The 17,293-nt window shown below is 60.1% G+C and carries 13 protein-coding genes and 2 tRNA genes; 7 read left to right on the forward strand and 8 right to left on the reverse strand.

Annotated features, from left to right (window positions below; translation table 11 throughout):
- Positions 1–46 precede the first annotated feature (46 nt).
- The 6 genes from DDD63_RS06200 (at position 47) to DDD63_RS06220 (ending at position 6,740) form a co-directional block, all read left to right on the forward strand.
- A tRNA-Pro gene (locus DDD63_RS06200) sits at positions 47–123 on the forward strand.
- Positions 124–482: 359 nt separating this feature from the next.
- Positions 483–1,454: a 5-dehydro-2-deoxygluconokinase gene (gene iolC / locus DDD63_RS06205; RefSeq protein ID WP_108715638.1), complete on the forward strand. Its 972-nt coding sequence runs from the start codon at positions 483–485 to the stop codon at positions 1,452–1,454.
- Between the two features lie 423 nt (positions 1,455–1,877).
- Positions 1,878–4,661 carry a bifunctional lysylphosphatidylglycerol synthetase/lysine--tRNA ligase LysX gene (lysX, locus tag DDD63_RS06210; protein ID WP_276308068.1) on the forward strand — a complete coding sequence of 928 codons (2,784 nt, stop codon included), beginning with the start codon at positions 1,878–1,880 and terminating at the stop codon, positions 4,659–4,661.
- Positions 4,661–5,062, forward strand: coding sequence for an amino acid--tRNA ligase-related protein (locus DDD63_RS13180; protein WP_276308104.1), 402 nt, complete (start codon positions 4,661–4,663; stop codon positions 5,060–5,062). Before lysX ends, DDD63_RS13180 begins: the two co-directional genes overlap by 1 nt.
- Positions 5,059–5,811, forward strand: a complete 753-nt coding sequence (locus DDD63_RS06215; protein WP_108715639.1) for a DUF998 domain-containing protein — start codon at positions 5,059–5,061, stop codon at positions 5,809–5,811. Before DDD63_RS13180 ends, DDD63_RS06215 begins: the two co-directional genes overlap by 4 nt.
- Positions 5,808–6,740 carry an alpha/beta hydrolase gene (locus tag DDD63_RS06220; protein WP_108715640.1) on the forward strand — a complete coding sequence of 311 codons (933 nt, stop codon included), beginning with the start codon at positions 5,808–5,810 and terminating at the stop codon, positions 6,738–6,740. The genes DDD63_RS06215 and DDD63_RS06220 overlap by 4 nt, the downstream gene beginning before the upstream one ends.
- Positions 6,741–7,020: 280 nt before the next feature.
- On the opposite strand, the gene DDD63_RS06225 is transcribed toward DDD63_RS06220, so the two are convergent.
- Positions 7,021–7,626 carry a class I SAM-dependent methyltransferase gene (locus DDD63_RS06225; RefSeq protein WP_108715641.1) on the reverse strand — a complete coding sequence of 202 codons (606 nt, stop codon included), beginning with the start codon at positions 7,624–7,626 and terminating at the stop codon, positions 7,021–7,023.
- A gap of 72 nt (positions 7,627–7,698) precedes the next feature.
- A tRNA-Leu gene (locus DDD63_RS06230) sits at positions 7,699–7,783 on the reverse strand.
- A gap of 247 nt (positions 7,784–8,030) precedes the next feature.
- Between DDD63_RS06230 and DDD63_RS06235 the strand changes: the two genes are divergently transcribed.
- The gene (locus tag DDD63_RS06235; protein WP_108715642.1) at positions 8,031–9,086 is read left to right on the forward strand and encodes a GNAT family N-acetyltransferase; all 1,056 of its coding nucleotides are present in this window, start codon (positions 8,031–8,033) and stop codon (positions 9,084–9,086) included.
- A 295-nt stretch (positions 9,087–9,381) separates the two neighbouring features.
- Here the strand turns inward: DDD63_RS06235 and DDD63_RS06240 are convergent, their stop codons facing one another.
- The 6 genes from DDD63_RS06240 to DDD63_RS06265 form a co-directional block, all read right to left on the reverse strand.
- Entirely contained in the window at positions 9,382–10,128 is a 747-nt protein-coding gene (locus DDD63_RS06240) for a hypothetical protein (RefSeq protein WP_108715643.1), read from the reverse strand.
- Positions 10,129–10,554: 426 nt separating this feature from the next.
- Complete coding sequence (locus DDD63_RS06245; RefSeq protein WP_108715644.1) at positions 10,555–11,124, reverse strand: hypothetical protein; 570 nt, start codon at positions 11,122–11,124, stop codon at positions 10,555–10,557.
- Positions 11,125–11,238: 114 nt separating this feature from the next.
- The gene (locus tag DDD63_RS06250; RefSeq protein WP_108715645.1) at positions 11,239–14,715 is read right to left on the reverse strand and encodes an error-prone DNA polymerase; all 3,477 of its coding nucleotides are present in this window, start codon (positions 14,713–14,715) and stop codon (positions 11,239–11,241) included.
- Complete coding sequence (locus tag DDD63_RS06255; RefSeq protein WP_125482451.1) at positions 14,708–14,920, reverse strand: hypothetical protein; 213 nt, start codon at positions 14,918–14,920, stop codon at positions 14,708–14,710. Before DDD63_RS06255 ends, DDD63_RS06250 begins: the two co-directional genes overlap by 8 nt.
- A 164-nt stretch (positions 14,921–15,084) precedes the next feature.
- Positions 15,085–16,431, reverse strand: a complete 1,347-nt coding sequence (locus DDD63_RS06260) for a DNA polymerase Y family protein (RefSeq protein WP_108715647.1) — start codon at positions 16,429–16,431, stop codon at positions 15,085–15,087.
- On the reverse strand, positions 16,428–17,225 hold the full coding sequence (locus DDD63_RS06265; RefSeq protein ID WP_108715648.1) for a hypothetical protein: 798 nt from the start codon (positions 17,223–17,225) through the stop codon (positions 16,428–16,430). The genes DDD63_RS06260 and DDD63_RS06265 overlap by 4 nt, the downstream gene beginning before the upstream one ends.
- Positions 17,226–17,293 lie beyond the last annotated feature (68 nt).

The following is a 17,293-nucleotide window of genomic DNA, read 5'->3' on the forward strand; positions in this document are numbered from 1 at the left end:
TTGGAGCCATCGCCGTCGATGGTGTAATCTACTTCAGTCAACACGACGGGCTGTGGCGCAGTTTGGTAGCGCACTTGACTGGGGGTCAAGGGGTCGTGGGTTCAAATCCCGCCAGCCCGACCAAAGCTCCTGCGGCCACGCATAAGGGTCGCCGAAAGAACTCGGCAACTCCCCAATCCAACGCCGCCGCGGCAGCTGCAGCCCGGCGGACTACGGCAGGCAATGGCTACTCGAACTGACTGCACCCGGTAATACTCTGCCCGGTAGCACTCTGCACCCGGCAGCTACCCGCCCATTTGGGGTCCGATGCCGCCTACCACCACTCGCCATTTCGCGGCCGGGTCGAGTTCCTAGAGCAGTGTCAAAGGTTCCCTATCCGGGCGTAGCGTTTGTCTGTACATGCAGGACTATCATTGACAGCCGCTCTTGTCCTTGTTAGCGTGGATATATCGGATCAGTGGAGATCTGACTGAGGAGTAATCATGCACGATGTTCTAACATTTGGCCGGTGTGGCGTAGATATCTACCCCCTCCAAGTAGGCGTCACCCTCGAGGAGGTAACTTCTTTCGGCAAGTATCTTGGTGGTACAACGTCGAACGTCGCCTGTGCTGCAGCACGACTAGGTGAGGACGTTGCCACACTGACCGGAGTTGGAGACGATCCCTTTGGACGCTGGATCCGCAGTGAATTCGAGCGCCTCGGTGTCGCGACCGACTACATCTTCACCGACGGGAGCTATAACACGCCTGTCACTTTCTGCGAGATCATTCCACCGGAGCACTTTCCGTTCTTCTTCTACCGCTGGCCCTCGGCGCCCGATCTTCAGGTAACACCCGAAAGAATCCCCGACGAGCAGGTCCGCCAAGCGCGTCTGTTCTGGTTCTCCGGTTCGGGGCTGTGTCAAGACCCGTCGTGGTCTGCGCATCTTCACGCCTGGGACATACGCGGTCGCACGCCGCATAGCGTCTTCGATCTAGATTGGCGCCCAATGTTCTGGGAGAACCGCGATCTGGCTGTTGATCGTTACGCCAAGGCTCTCGAGTACGCGACTGTAGCAGTCGGGAACCGGGAAGAGTGCGGCATTGCCGTTGGCGAAGACGACCCGCAACGAGCAGCCGATGCGCTCCTGGAACGTGGAGTTGAACTGGCCATCGTCAAACAAGGTAGCGCCGGTACACTCGCGAAGACTCGCGATGAAGAAGTCGTGGTCCCGGTCATGCCCGCGACGACGATGTGCGGGGCCGGCGCGGGAGATGCATTCGGTGGATCACTTATCCACGGGTTGTTACAGGGCTGGGGGCTAAAGAAGATCATCGACTATGCCAACGCCGCCGGTGCAATTGTTGCCTCCCGTCTCGAGTGCTCTACCGCTATGCCAACCGAGGACGAGATCGCGACGGTACTCGACGCCGGAACTGCAGATATTCTCGGCACTTGGGTGGCTCGCCGCTAAGTAGTACGGCAGAGACTGGAGACTGGGATCGGCAGCCGCGACAGGACGTAGAGTCCCGTCCCGTGCGGGCTCTACTCAGGCGGACTCGTCAGGCGCATGTTTGTTAGAGGCGGTAGACGCATATCAGGCTCGCCGCATGCTGAGCCTGAGACGTCTTGCGTTCATGCTGGGTGGCATAAGTCACTTCCCCGGTGTCGCAGAGATCGCGCCGAATGGGGTGTTGTCGACTCTGGCATCAACGTCACTCCCCTCTCGGTGCTGCGGACATCACGTCGGCCCGGCGCCTGCCCTATGGCGAACGCACCGGCTTTTTCGGTAAGGTCCTCCCCGTAGGGTAACTAAGCCGCAACCGCAGCACCCGCTCCTGTCATAGCTGGCAGTCAGTTGCAGGTGCATCCGCACGCGGCCTGTACGGGAGGACTAATGTCTGCAATCGCAAAACGTGACGCTCTGGTGCCCCGGCTTCTGCCGCGCGTCCTATACGTAATTGCGATACTCGCCCTGGTGGACAGCCTACTCGGCTTCCTCCCCGGAACGCCTATCCTTGACTTTCTCTTCACGTGGATTATCCCCCTGCCACTGATCGACTGGTTCTCCGGACTCGTGACGCTCATTCTGGCGCTCGGATTGGAACGGCGGAAGCGCATCGCATGGATCGCGATGATGATCTTCACCGCACTATCGATTGTCCTGTACGGCGCCTCCCTGGTTGCTTTCATCATCGACCCGGAGGAGGCGTGGCTGACTTGTGCGCTCGCCTTGAACACCGGCGTCCTGGTGGCAGTCTTGGCCCTCCTCATAGCCAGTCGTCGCTTTTATCGAGTGCGTTCCCAGCCGGGTAATATCCGACGCGCCCTCGTCTTTTTCCTCGGCGCATTTTTCGGGCTGGCCGCTGCAGCGCTTCTCACCATGCTTATCCTGCAGGGCCGCGAGCACTTCGACCGAGTCTTTAGTCCGCGCGCTTGGCCGGATTGGCTTCTCAGCCTGCTCGGTTTCGGCTGGGCCTTGAGCTTCATCATTGCCCTGTGGCTCATGTTACGGTCGCAGCGAGAGTCAGCCCGGATGAGTGTGGATGACGAAGCGCGGATACGCACGCTGCTCGCCAAATTCCCGTCCGACTCTCTTGGATACTTCGCCACTCGCCGCGATAAGTCAGTCCTGTTGACGCAGAACGGTGCAATAGCGTACCGGGTCTGTATGGGCGTCGCACTCGCCTCGGGTGATCCACTGGGCGACCCGTCAACGTGGCGCGCAACCGTAAAAGCCTTTGTACAGCATGCCGCAGACTACGGCTGGACACCCGCCGTCATCGGCGCCTCCGAAGCGGGAGCACGCGCCTGGGTTGACGAGGAGTTCCACGCTCTCAACATTGGCGACGAGGCGATCTTGTACCCGGCACTCTTCCAGCTCGAATCACTACCGGACGTACGGCGTGTCGTGCGTCATATTTCCGACCTCGGCTATACGGTGCAGATCCGACGCCACCGGAGCATTCCCAGGGGCGAGCTGCAGGCTTTGACATCGCTCGCCGATCACTGGCTCGACGGCGAGCCGGAACGCGGCTTCTCCATGGCGCTCGGTCGGCTAGGAGACACTTCCGACGGCGAATGCGTGATGGTCGAGGCTCTCTTCCCCACCGGTGATCCACGGGGAAAGGTTGCAGCACTACTATCCTTCGCTCCTTGGGGTGCAGACGGTCTCAGCCTCGATGTCATGAGACGCCACCCGCAAGCTGATAATGGAGTCACGGAACTCATCGTGGCTTCCCTTATGCGCGAAGGACGTGAATTCGGTATCGGCCGCGTTTCTCTGAATTTTGCCATGTTCCGTTCCGCTCTCACTGATGGTGCGCGAATTGGCGCGGGGCCAATACTGCGCAACTGGCGTCGCCTCCTGCTAGTAGCCTCCCGTTGGTGGCAAATTGACTCGCTGTATCGCTCCAATGCGAAGTACAACCCGCAATGGTCTCCCCGTCTGATCTGCTATCCAGACGGAAACGACCTACTGCGTGTTTCCCTCGCCATGGGAGTGGCCGAAGGCTTCATCAGCCTACCCGACCGATTCATTGGCGAGCCGAGTACACAACCGCAGCGAACTCCGCAGCAGTCGGCACAACCGCAGGCCATTTCCGCCGGATCAGTGGGGGATGCGCCGACGTCGTCGCCGCAGCGTCCCGCACAGATCGCCTCCCGCCTGGCATGCCGAGAGGCCATGCTCTCCACCGGTCTAGATCCGTATCCACCCTCGGTGGCCGTCAGTGCCACCTGTGCGCAAGCCGATGGGCGATGCAGCGTCGCCGGGCGCGTGATGGCGGTGCGCGACCACGGTGGCGTTCTTTTCGCAGACCTGCGGGATCGTACGGGTGATCTGCAAGTCCTTCTCGAGGTGTCTACAACTGGTGGCGACGACGTCGCGCAGTTCAGGCGGTTCGTTCGGGCAGGAGACCAGGTAGCGGTAACGGGCGTAATCGGCGCGTCACGCACCGGCACACGCAGCTTACTGGCCGAGACGTGGCAGATGACTTCGAAGGCACTGCGATCACTGCCGAATAAGCACCATGGAATCCGCGACGCGCAGACTCGCGTGCGTCAGCGGCACCTCGCGCTGATCGTAAGGCCCAAGGACCGTTCCATGGTCGTGACACGTTCCACGGCCATACAGGCCATTCGCCACGAACTGCTCGCGCGCGAGTATCTCGAGGTCGAGACACCCATTTTGCAAACGGTGCATGGAGGAGCGAACGCTCGACCCTTCATCACCCATATCAATGCTTACGATCTCGATCTCTACCTGCGTATCGCTCCCGAGTTGTATCTCAAACGCCTGATGGTGGGCGGCATGGAACGCGTCTTCGAGATCGGCCGTAACTTCCGCAACGAAGGTGCCGACGCCACACACAACCCCGAGTTCACCATGCTTGAGGCATACCAGGCGCACGCCGATTACAACGTCATGAAAGAGGTCGCGCGCGATCTCGTCATCTCGGCTGCGCAGGCGGCTCTCGGCACTACGGTCATTCGCGGCAACGTGGCCGGAGTTACGCATGAAATCGATCTCGCCGCCCCGTGGCACACGGTGAGCGTTTGCGATGCGGTTTCCGCGGCTCTCGGAGAACCGGTGGGAACCGACACACCTGTTGAAGTTCTCTCCGCTCACGCTGGAAGCCTCGGTATCCCAGATACCTCTGGAATGAGCTGGGGGCAGTGATGCAAGAACTCTATGAGCACCTGGCAGAGTCCACGACGGTTGGTCCCACCTTCTTCACCGACTTTCCTGCGGATACGTCACCGCTGACACGGCCTCATCGTGAAGACAATCGACTCGCGGAGCGTTGGGACCTCATCATTTTCGGCTCCGAGGTAGGAACCGCCTATTCCGAGCTTGTCGATCCGGTGATACAACGTCAGCGGCTCACCGCCCAGTCGCTTGCTGCCGCCGGTGGTGATCCGGAAGCGATGGAACTCGACGAGGACTTTTTGGCCGCTCTCGAGCAGGGAATGCCACCCTCCGGCGGCTTGGGAATGGGACTTGATCGTCTCGTCATGACGTTGACCGGTGCTTCTATTCGCGAGACACTCACCTTCCCTCTCGTCAGGCCGAACCGATGAGATACGGTCGCTACGCACTGGCGATCCTGGCTTTCGTCACTTACAACAGCTGGGTACTGTGGCCTCTGAACGGCGACCCGCAGGCAGCCCTCGGGTACCTGTCCGAGTTAGCGGCCGGCGATCAGCCCTACCATTGGTTGTTCCGAGGTTGTGATCTGCTTGCCGCTTTGGTTTTCGCCTTTATCGCTTTGCTCGGATGGCGCGGCTGGGCGGGATGGCTCGGACGGCGTGCCCCACAGGTGGCCGCTGCCCTACTGACCGTCGCCGTAGCAACCGTCCTTGATGTTACGTTCAATCTGCCATGCGCCGAGAGCCGTGATGCGGTGTGTAAGGCGACCCCGTTCGCAGTGCGCCATGTTCATGAGGCCTCATCGGTTATTGTTGGCCTCGCCCTGGTGGCACTCATCGGTCTGGTTGCTATCGCCTTCGCCGAACAGGACGGCTGGCGGGGCCGGGCCTGCTGGGTAGCGGCATTCGGCCTGCTCGTTGCGGCTCTTCTACTCGCCAGCGCCATCTTGCCCGCATTTCTGCCCCTGACGCAGGGACCGGTGCAGGCCGTCCAGGTACTGCTATGCTCGGGCTGGATCGCCTACCTGGCCGTGCATCTGTCGGAAGGCCGCAGCGCCGCAGCGATTCGCGGCACGCCGGAGAATCTCGGCACGCCAGCAAATCGCAACACTGCTGAAAACTCCGGCAAACCGGGGAGCGACCATTCATCGAGTGATAACCCTAGGATGGGCCGCCCATGACTGGACTGACGAGTGCGCACAACGCGCCGCGTGAGATGCGCTATCCGAGCGGACACACCGTTCATATACACCACTCCGAGGGCGAAACCACGAGGGATCTGTCGCACACCTATGCGCAGGCCTCCCCGGCTTCGGCAGCCAATGTGCCGACTCCTGCAGGCAGAATCAGACCAACCGCCGTTCTGCTCAGCGGCTGTGGTTTAGGATCGGCTTGCTGGGATCAGGTTATTGCCGCTCTTCCCGACTGGAGGATTATCACGGTCGACCGGCCCGGTCGTCTGGGCACCTCATGTGATGCCTTCCCATCGTTGGTCGCCGAGACCCGTTTTGTGCGCGAGCTTCTCGAGGATGAGGGAAGCGCCGTCGTCGTCGCGCACTCGATGGCATCGTTTCAGGCCGAGGCCTTAGCACGCCTCGTTCCCCACCTCGTCACCGCAGTGGTGCTCGTGGATCCTTCTGCGGCTCCTCTGAACGCTCACCATTCGCGTGTAGCACCGCGCCTGAGTGCGCTGGCAGCTCAACTGACGCGCCTAGGCCCTCTCCGTCGCTTAGCATCAGCGCTCTGGCGGGCTGGCCTCCAGGCACAAACGCAGCATCCGGAGCTTATTGATACCGCCCGCTGGATCCCCACGTGGAATAGCAGGTCCGCACTTGTAGCAACTCTCAAGGAGGCCCTCGCGTTCCGCGGCCAGGCCGCCGACCTTCTCATGTTGCGGCGCCGTCAGGGCAGCGCTGCACCGGTGCGTGCGATCATACTGGAAGCGCCCCCGTATACCTCCACCCGAGCACGGAAAGCGCTCCTCGCATCTTTCCGCAATGCACATGTCCGCCAGGTGCATTCTCGCCATCTCATGATGCTGGACGCGCCGGAGACCATCGCCGATAGCGTCACAGACGTCGGCAATCCGAGCACTTCGTTGCGAGCGTGAGGGATGCTGACTGCTCCTAAGCGCCAGCAAGATGCGCAGGCACTCCGATTCCACCTGCCATGAAAAGCGTCCTCATTCTACGAGCAGGGTCACCGATATTCCACCCGTGTAAACCACGGAGACTCCCACGCGTTCGCGACGATGTCAAACCGGTAATGCTCGTACCAGGACTATGATAGGCCAGGCCACGGTCAACAAAAGCCCGGCACTACCGAATGCAATCCTTCCACACGCCGCCCGAACATTTTCGCTGGCACTCAAGCGCGCCGTCGCAGTCCATCTACACGTCCCGCGAAGGCTTAGTCCACCGCAACAGATAGCGATAGTACAATCCCCGGCGTATGCGTGCCCCTGGCAGGAGATAGCGTGCCACAGTGCGAATTTGTGCCAGCGTCTGCGTCGGATCCGCAACGGGCACACCCTCCGGGTAACTCTCGTGGTGAAGCCAGGAGCTTACTCTTGCCACGGGCACACGCACTCCTGCGTGCGCCCAATCCGCGACGGATTGATTCGCAGCGACTCCTACCACAGCAAGGTCCCCGCCGGGCGCGAGCAAATCCGCTGCGCGCGTTAACGCGGCAGACAGCGGCATATGATGCACGCTGGCCACGAAGGTGATGAGCCCAAACTGCCGCTCACTGCGGTAACACATGAAGTCTTCGGAGACGACGGAGACGTTCGCCAGTTCAGAGAGTCGGCGGCGCGCCCGAGTGGCAGCGGTTTCATCCACCTCAATACCCATCGCCGTGTGCATGATCGGAGCCAGATGTTGCAGGAGGAGTCCATCACCGCAACCGACGTCTAGCAGATCCTCGTGCCGATGCTCCACGGCAATCTTCGCAATCCAGGGGTGATAGGCACTGTTGTGATTCCAGTAGGCCGCCATGACCCCATTCCAATTGCCGATCTGCGGCAACACAACTCGGCACGCCGTTTGAGGGCGATGCTGTTTGAACTGTGCGCGGAGGGGGACTTGAACCCCACCCTCTAATACGAGGACTAGCACCTCAAGCTAGCGCGTCTGCCTATTCCGCCACCCGCGCAGATGACCAACGAGGCTGACGCCCCGAGCAACGAGTAAGAGGTTAGCACGTTGGCCGATCTGAAACCACCGACGATCAACCTGTGGCACTGTGAACTGCGTCGCCCCATGGTTGCCGACGTGGTCGGCGCAGCCCGCTCCCCCGACGCAATCGGACTGATCGCGCAGGATGATGGTATTGCAGAACCGGTGAGAAAACCGAAGAGCGGATTTCACCATCTGTGTGGGCGACGATTAGGCTACAGAATATGTTGCGCAGCGATTTGACCACGGCACGTCTTTTCCTCACGCCGCCCACTGCCGCCGATGCGGAGCGAATCACGGCGATCTGCCAGGACGATGCCATCCAGCGCTGGACTACCATTCCATCTCCGTACACGCTGGAAGATGGGCAGGCATTCATCAGTGACATGGTCGAACCGGGTTGGCAGGCCGATAGCCCCAACTGGGCTATTCGGGAGCGTACGCGCAGCGCCGATCCACTCACCTCTCCCCTATTGGGAATGATCGGTCTGACATCCGATGGCACAACCGCCTCAATCGGTTACTGGGCCGCTCCCGAGGCCCGCGGACGCGGTCTGATAACCGAAGCCGTGCAGGCTGTTCTCGATTTCGGTTTCACGCAGATGGGTTTGCAGGTCATTACTTGGCGTTGCCTGATCGACGACGGCGAGCCCAACTGGGCATCGGCGAAGGTCGCATGGCGCACAGGCTTCACGTTCGAAGGTTATGCACGCGGAGCTGCCTCGAAGAACGGCCGCGCATATGACGCACTGCTGGCCAGTATTCTGCCGTCCGAACCACGCGCCCCGCAGCACGCATGGTTCGGCCCGGACGACACCCATCCTGGATTCGCTGACAGTCGCGATCCCGAGGCCCTGGTACGTCAATTCCATCAGATCTATCGCCTTCCAATAGTCTCCGATGGTCCTCGTGCGGATCGTGAACGTACACATATGCGAATGTCACTGGTGGCCGAAGAGTTCTGTGAATTGGTTGGAGCGATCTATGGCCAGCCTGCCCGCCGACTCGTCGAAGAAGCGTGGAGGAAAGCCGTTGACGCGGATCACCACACACGTGACACGGTGGAAGCCGCAGACGCGCTCGGTGACCTTGTGTATGTCATCTATGGCATGGCTCTGGAGTTGGGAATCCCCATGCGTGACGTGTTGGCAGAGATTCAGGCGTCAAATCTCTCCAAGCTCGATTCCGAGGGCAAGCCGATTTACCGTGCCGACGGCAAGGTCTTGAAGGGCCCGAATTACTTCCGGCCGGATATCCGCCGTGTGCTCGGCCTAGATTGACCTCCTCCGGTCACCTTCAACAATCCAGGCCTCGATCAGCCCTCCGGTATAGGACTCTCGCGGTTCCGTATATCGTGGCGCCCTTGGTAATCACCGTCCTTTGTTGCCGCTTTCGTTCCCGCACAAACTCTTTCGCGCGACGACCAACACACTTGCCGACGTGAATAGGCAGGCTACGTTTGTGCGACAGCGAGGACTCTGCGTCTCAAACGTAGCTGGTCACATGTATGGCTGACCGGACAATAAGTCGGCCACCCGTCCGTGAACAGGGTGGCCGACTGACGCGAGGGCGTTGTTACGACTCGCGATGCAGCGCTTCTGCCAGCAGCGCGCCAAAACCGCCGATCAGCGCGGCAATTGAGCCGAATAGCGTCAGGAAGGCGCCCAAGCCGCGTTCTGCACCATCAGCGAGTTCATTAGCCACATTGCCGTCGTTGAACAGCATTAGCACGAAGATGACCAGGAAAGCTCCACTGAGAAGAGCCAGGAGACTGCTGAGCAGTTTTGGCGTGCGATTGGCGAGGACAACATTGGCCAAAAGTCCTGCAACAACAGCAAGCAGTGCAACTGCAATAATCGCAATGCCACCACCCATGTTGCCATCCAGGATATTCATCGACCTCGTTTCACCGCCCGCTTCCCGTGTCAGGAACGGCAGGAAGACACCAATAAGTGCAATCAAGGCGCCGACTCCGAGCAGCCCCAATGAGATCCAGGCGAGAACGGACGGGCGCCTTTTAGCAGACCCGGCGTGGGCCACGTATTGCCCATAAGGCGCAGCCTGATAGCCGCCCGGCTGCTGGTAGGGATAACCTGCCGGCACGGCGCCGCCCGCCGCAGAGCCCTGCTGACCGTAATACGCATCTGGCTGCGGCTGCGATTGCTGATAGTTTCCTTGCGGTGGCTGGTTCGGCGGGAAACCCGGTTGCGGGTAACCGCCAGGTTGCTGTGGTCCGCCGGACTGCTGGTAGCCGCCGGTGGGTTGATAGCCCCCCGGCGCATTCGCCAATTGTGCTGTCGCCGGTACGGGTGAACCGTACACCGTCGGACGCTCATTTGCCCCCGGTGTCTGAGCATTGTACGGCTGTGGCGCCGATGGTGCAGAAGGCTGTTGCGGGTACCCGGCAGGCGCCTGGTACTGGGGTGCTGCGCCACCTGGGTATCCGCCGACGGATTGTCCCGCAGTTGCGGGCGCACCGGGTGCCGAAGTCGGATATCCTCCCGGCGTAGCACCAGGCTGGGGCGGTACGGAGGCTGTGCCCTCCGCTCCAAGAGCAGCAGGCGGGAAGGTGGGAGCGGGTTGCGGTGCCGTTTTCGGCGTCCTCTCCGGCGATGGCACACTGGGTGGCGGCGCGGGCGACATCACACCGTCAACGGGCGATGGTTCCGAAGCTGCTGTATCCCGACCGGGTTCTTCGCTTGTCGACATTCTTCCTCTTTCTAACTGTGCTTGGCCGAGTGTTATCGGCTACTGGCCCGGAGTTTCCGGTTGATCCGCCTCCGGTGGAAATGGTTCATCGGAGTTCTGGGGGCTGTCATAGTGGTTCGTTTCGTCTGTCCTCGTTGATTCTTCTGCCTTCGTTGCTTCTTCTGCGACTTCGGCATTTTCAATGTCGTCAACAAGGCTGGCTGCAAGAATGTGTTGTGACAGCATGTCAATTCGCCGCTCCAAATGACGGCGTTGCACACTTCTCTGTTTCCGGCTCATCGCATCGAGAACAGGCAGTGCGCGTTCAATGGATTCCAGCTCGTCCCGCCATTGGCGCGCTTGCTGCGCAACTTCTGCCGTATTGGCCGATGCGTATAGAAACGTCACCTGTTCACGCAAGACCTGGCAGCGCGCAGAGAGGTCTTGGCGTGCCGTTCCAGAATCGCCAACCCCCAACACACGTTGAAAACGACTGGTGATCCCCTGCGCAAACTGTGGATTGTCATTCATAAGTTTGCGCAGTTGCGGACCGTACTGCATGACGACGATAAACACAGCAGGGCCTGCCCGACGTGCCAGCTTAAGGAGAATCTTGAAGGATCCAGCCACGTATTTCCACCTTTCGTTATGACGAGTCTAGCGGGCAATTGTCATATTCACCGCAGTGACTCCATGCTAATTCTTTGAGCGAACAGGCAATAGGACTGTTGGCAGGTGCCACTATCACCTGAAATCGCGCGATTTGAGTCGTACCGATAGTGGCAGTTCTTCGAGTGCGTCCGCAACAAAATTCATGGCACCATTGCCGCGCTCCACCATGCCACGTACGATTAATCCCTGACTATGCAGCGCCACCATTCGGTAGCGCTGCCACAAACCGTGGGAGACTACGACGTTCAGTAGTCCGGTTTCGTCCTCCAAAGAAAGAAAGGTTATGCCACTGGCGGTATATGGCCGCTGTCGGTGAGTGACTATTCCTGCCACTCGGATTCTCACATCTTCCGGGACGTGGCTGAGGTCTGCGATACGTCGTATTCCCTGCTCATCCAGTTGCGGGCGTAGAAACTCCACCGGGTAAGACGCAGTAGAAACTCCGGTTGCCGCAATGTCGGCATCGGCCGCCTCTGCTTTAGTGATTTCTGGTAGCGGTGGCACTGTCCCGGCTGCCTCGGTGCCGGGAATTGTCGGCTGATAGTAGATACCCCGCCGCGTCCCATGCTCTGCCAGCGCATGCGCCAACCATATCCCCTGCCGTCGGTTTGTCCCCAATGAACGCAGAGCATCCGCTGCAGCCAGGGCTTCCAGTTCTCTTTCGTTTAGACGCGCACGGCTAGCCATGTCAGCCACACTGGAAAAGGGAGCATCGGCCCGCGCCTGGAGAATACGAGTGGCCGCTGATCCTAGACCACGCACCGATTCCAGCCCAAGGCGAACGGCAAGGTTGGGGCTCACATCTACCAGTTCGTGAGCTGCCATCTCACGTGCCGCACACTCTTCTACACAAGCTGCCTGTTGCGACGCGACGACGTCGGGCGGCAGAACGAGCACGCCGTGCCGCCGCGCGTCGGCCACCAGAGTCTGTGGTGAATAGAAACCTAACGGTTGCGCTGCAAGCATGCCTGCGTAGAACTCCTCCGGGTGATGCACTTTCAACCAGGCGGAGGCATACACCAGGTATGCGAAAGAAAACGCATGAGATTCAGGAAAACCGAACTCGGCGAAGGCTTGCAGCTTCGCATAGATCTCCTCACCCGTTTCCCGGTCGATTCCCTTGCCACGCATTCCCGCGAGTAGTTCACCGCGTAGCCGCTCCATTTGTTCCACTGACCGTTTGGAGCCCATCGCCTTACGAAGTTTGTCGGCCTGCGCGGGTGAGAAGCCTGCCGCATCAACCGCTATCTGCATCAGTTGCTCTTGGAATAGCGGAATGCCAAGAGTCTTTTCCAGCGCAGGTTGCAGCAATGGATGCGCATAGGTGACGGGTTCCTGACCGCGTCGTCGCCGCAGGTAGGGGTTGACAGAGTGTCCCTGAATCGGCCCGGGGCGGATTAGCGCGACCTCGATGACAATGTCGTAAAAGCATTCCGGGCGCAGCCGTGGCAGGGTGGACATCTGTGCCCGCGATTCAACCTGGAACACACCGACGGTATCCGCAGTTTGCAGAAGACGGTACACACGTGGATCTTCCTGAGCAAGGTTATGCAAGCCGAGTTCGTGCCCGTCCTCCCCGCTGATACCACGCTGCTGCAACACGGTGAATGCGATGCGCAGTGCCGTCAGCATCCCCAATCCGAGAAGATCGAATTTGACGAGTCCGGCTTCCGCACAATCATCTTTATCCCATTGCAGAACAGTGCGACCCGGCATGGATGCCCAACTCACTGGACACACATCAATAACCGGGCGATCACACAGCACCATCCCACCAGAATGGATCCCCAGGTGTCGCGGAAGATTCTGCATACGTGCGGCAAGCGCTGCAATTTCCGGTGGAATACCATCGGTTTGCCAGCGCTGGGTGAACAAGGCCTCCCTTCCCCGCTCCCGCAGAAAAACTGCCATATCCGCAGCCGCACGTTCTTTGGTCGGGTCGGACGTACGGCCACGCCCCCGCGGCACCCGGTGCTCAACCGATTTTGTCCAGTACTCAGCCTGCCCGGGATCATACCCGAGTGCCCGCGCAGCATCGCGGATGGCCAGCCGAGGTCGGTACGTAATGGTGTTGGCTACCTGTGCGGCTTTGTCCCGCCCATAGCGCTCGTAGACGTGTTGGATGACTTCCTCTCGGCGACCGGATTCAATATCAAGATCGATATCAGGTGGGCCGGAACGCCCCGGGGATAGAAAACGCTCGAACAGCATCTTATGCCGCACCGCATCTACCGCCGTAATACCAAGAGCGAAACATACGGCCGAATTCGCCGCTGACCCTCTCCCCTGGCACCAGATTCCCTGCTGTCGACAGAAGGAGACGATTTCTTCAACGATGAGGAAATAGCCGGGGAAACCAAGCTGGTTGATGACGTCGATTTCATGGTCGATCTGTGCCCATGCTGTGGGGTTCGCGCTGCGGGTGCCATAACGCTGTTGGCCTCCCGCATCCGTCAATGCCCGTAGCCAGCTCTGTTCGTCATGGCCCTCCGGAACCGGGAAGCGGGGCAGATTGGGAGTAACGAGAGCCAGATCGAAGGCGCACTCCTGCCCCAGCTGCGCTGCTGCATTGACCACTGCGGGACGATCTTTGTGCCAGGCAAGCATTTGCGCTCCAGAACGCAGATAACTACCGGATGCGGGCAGATAGGGATCGATTTCCTCCAGGGTCATACGCGCGCCTGTTGCCGCCAGTACATCTGCTACCGGCCGGTCCTGCGGGCGGGCATAGTGAACATTGCCGGTGGCAACAGCCCTAACTCCAGTATCGCAGGCTAGGTCTGCGAGTAGATCACAACGTTCCCGATCAAGTGGTGAACCGGTAGCGGTAAGCTCCACTGCCACATTATCTCTACCGAAAAGACCGATCAGCCGCTCAAGCTCACGCCGAGCTGCCTGCGGCGCCCACACCCCAGGCGTTTTCTCCAATGCTCGGCGCACTCCGCCTTTTCGACACCCGGTTAGCACCACCCAGTTTCCCGCACCGGCCTCAGCGAGCCCTTCCAGTGTGTAGTGCGCCTCGCCTTTCACTCCACTGGCTAACATGGCGGCACCAACGGTGTGGGATAGTTTCTGGTATCCGGTGGCATCGCGCGCCAGCAGCAGAATATGTTCCTCCGCCGCCTCCGGATTCTTGGTGCTTAGACCTTTCTTGCCCTTCGGCTCCCCCTTGGCGTTCCGGCCTTTGTGAGCGTCGGATTCCCTCGTGAGACTCAGAGCCTTTCGAATCTCCCTTCCCCTTTTGGGCCCTAGTCCCAACTTGTTGTCTGCATATTCTTCGTCAGGCTCCACCTCCCGGCATTCACCGGCCTCCAGCGTCAACTCGGTTCCTACCACTATCGGCATTCCGGCGCTGCGCGCCGGTACAGCAAGTTGCATAATGCCGGGAAAACCTGCGTGATCAGTCAGCGCTAACGCATCCAGTTCCAGCTCGCAGGCGCGGGATACGAGTTCTTCCGGTAACGACGCGCCGTCAAGAAAGCTGTAGGCCGAATGTACGTGCAATTCCGCGTAAGGAATACGCTGCCGAGAGCGCAGAAGCCTAGGCATAACTCCCCGCCTCCCACCACTGCCCGGCCTCCGCGTACACGAGGACGGCTCCGGCATCAACAGCGATTTGCAACCAGGCCCGACGCTGAGCCGAATGCGGATCCCACCAGCGCTGCTCAATAATCCACGGACCGGCAAAGTCCAGGATCCTCCACTGGCCATAGGCCGCTTGTTTGCCTCCTACCTCCTTCTGCCCACTTGCCACGCGCGCTTCCCACATCACCTGTTCTCCAGCACGCGAAGTCCGAAAGTTCTCATCGGCTACCGGCGAAGCGTAAGTACCACGCGAAACGCTTGCATGACGCGAAGCGTTAGCATGGCGCCGTATCAGTTGAAAGGGGCGGGGATCGGCACACCCTCGCCCGCATGTCAGTACCCCCAGTCCGGATACGTGAAGAGGATGGCCACACTCGCCTGTGACGTCGATGGTGATCGGCGTGGGATGCAGCAAGGCGGGCGGGGGTCGGGGATTCCTCCCGGCCAAGGGAACTCTTTTTCCTTCCCGCTGCTCGGGAAGACTTGTCCCCATGGACATTCTTCGTAGCGGTCTGCAGGTAGACGCCCGCCAACGTTATAGGCAACTCGTACTCCGTCCTCACCAACCAGCGCCTGCATACGCACGGCCGTACGCGCAGCAAGTTCGTCACCGGCACTACGCCCGCCCCACAATGGTTGCGGCCGGTAACCTGCGGGCAACATATCTGCCATGTGTAGCTCGAGCCGACAAATCGCGGACCCGCCACCATCTGCATCTATCCAACTGGCAAGTTGCCAGCGCACTCGATCCGTGATGTCACGTGCGCCACCACCGTCCATCATCCAGGAACGGGTGAGGTCATCTCCCGATTCCAGTACAGCAGTAATCGTGAGTTGACCTCCGGTCAGCCCCCGGGACGTCATCTCATTGCTGAGCTGCTCCGCCAATATACGAGCAGCGAAAGCCGCTGCCTCCGCCTGCTGCAACGGTGGTTCAAAACTGCGTGATAGTGCCAGGTCTTGTGCCCGCATGCCCTGCGGGTGGAGTCGCATATCGGCTCCGGATGCCAGCACCCACAGTTGGTTTCCCATCGCGCCAAAACGAGTGGTAAGTGCGGCTGCCCCGAGACAGTGAATACCACCCAGCGTTCTAATTCCCAGCCGAGCGAGTATGCCAATGTACTGTTCGACCTCCGCTTTTCTTCCCATTACCGGAAGGGCATTCAACACCTGTGTGGCAGGTTGCGCCGCTAGGTAGTCGGCTGATTCGGCCGAAGAAAGCATAAGACTCTCCCGGGCCGCCAGCAGTGTGGCAAGAGTTCCTTCCGCAAAACCCACGTTTGCCTCACAGCCAGCAATATCTGCAATTTCCCCGATCAGAGCCTCCGCCAATGCCTGTTCTGAACCCGCAGTGCGTACAGCACCGCGGGATGTGAAAATCACGCTGCCCGGTTCCAGTACGGTGAGCCGCGCGATGTGACGGTCCAAAGCTTGCAATATCGGCTCAAAACGCCGCATACCCCGTTCGGGGTCAGGGGCAAGCAAGACGGTTTCCGGACAAGTCGCATGCGCCTCCCTCCGGCTCATTCCCGGACGAATACCACGCCGCTTGGCCCAAGCGTTAACAGCCAGCACGCCCTTTCCGCCGCACACGGCAGCCGGGGTACCGGCTGGCACTTCACCGGAAATTTCGGCTGCGGTCACCTCCCAATCAGGTATCCACACTGCTCCCTGTCTCATGCGCCGACTCCCTGATGTGACCGCAGATGCCTACCGCGTGGCGCTACGGCATCGGTAGCGGGAAGGGACTCTTTGGGTATGACCAGCCGGGACCGTGTACTCTCCTCCGGCACGGCATGCAGAGTTTGCTCAGGCTGCCAGCCACGGCTAGTAATACGTATACGGCAGGATGATTTGGCCGGGCGGCTCAGTTCCAGAACAAGATCACTGATATGTCCGCTTCCGCCACGCATTCCTTCCGCAGTTATGAGGCTACCCATAACCTGTTCCCGCGTATCCCAATTTTCAGCGAGGAGCAGCGCGCCCCGAGAACGTGCCCTGTGGGAGAGCAACCGGCGTTCCCTTCCGTCAAGCAGAATATCCCGCCCGACGACGACGCTATCGAAGCCATCAATCGCGGCCGTAAGCACCTGCGTAACCGCTGCAGGCTGTGGCATTGGTACGTGCACCATCCGCTTCAGATCCCCGCCAAGAAGCGACACCGCGGCCCAACTCAAATCCGGCATCCCCACGCATGCGGTCCACGCGCCTTGCGCACTCACCGTGCCGACCAGGAGGAGAGTTACAAGACGCGCTCCTCGTACGCCCAGGGTCATACCATGCGGTAACCCATAAGGAAAAAGAGAAGATACTCCCTCTGGCACATTCCAAGTGGCACCGTGCCACGCCTTCTCTGCGGATGGCACCGCTGCCGACCGTGTCAGCCCCACCGAAACTTCCGCCTGTGCAAGCGCCTGCCGTGCGGCAGTCAATCTGCTTGCAGCATCGTCACAGCGTTCCAGACGACCGGTCATACCCCTCACCCCCATTCGAACTTTTGTTCGAAACAAGGGTAGAACACCCCTCCGACAGATTTCTACTC

The sequence above is a fragment of the Actinobaculum sp. 313 genome (assembly GCF_003073475.1).
In the GTDB taxonomy this organism is placed as follows: Bacteria; Actinomycetota; Actinomycetes; order Actinomycetales; family Actinomycetaceae; genus Asp313.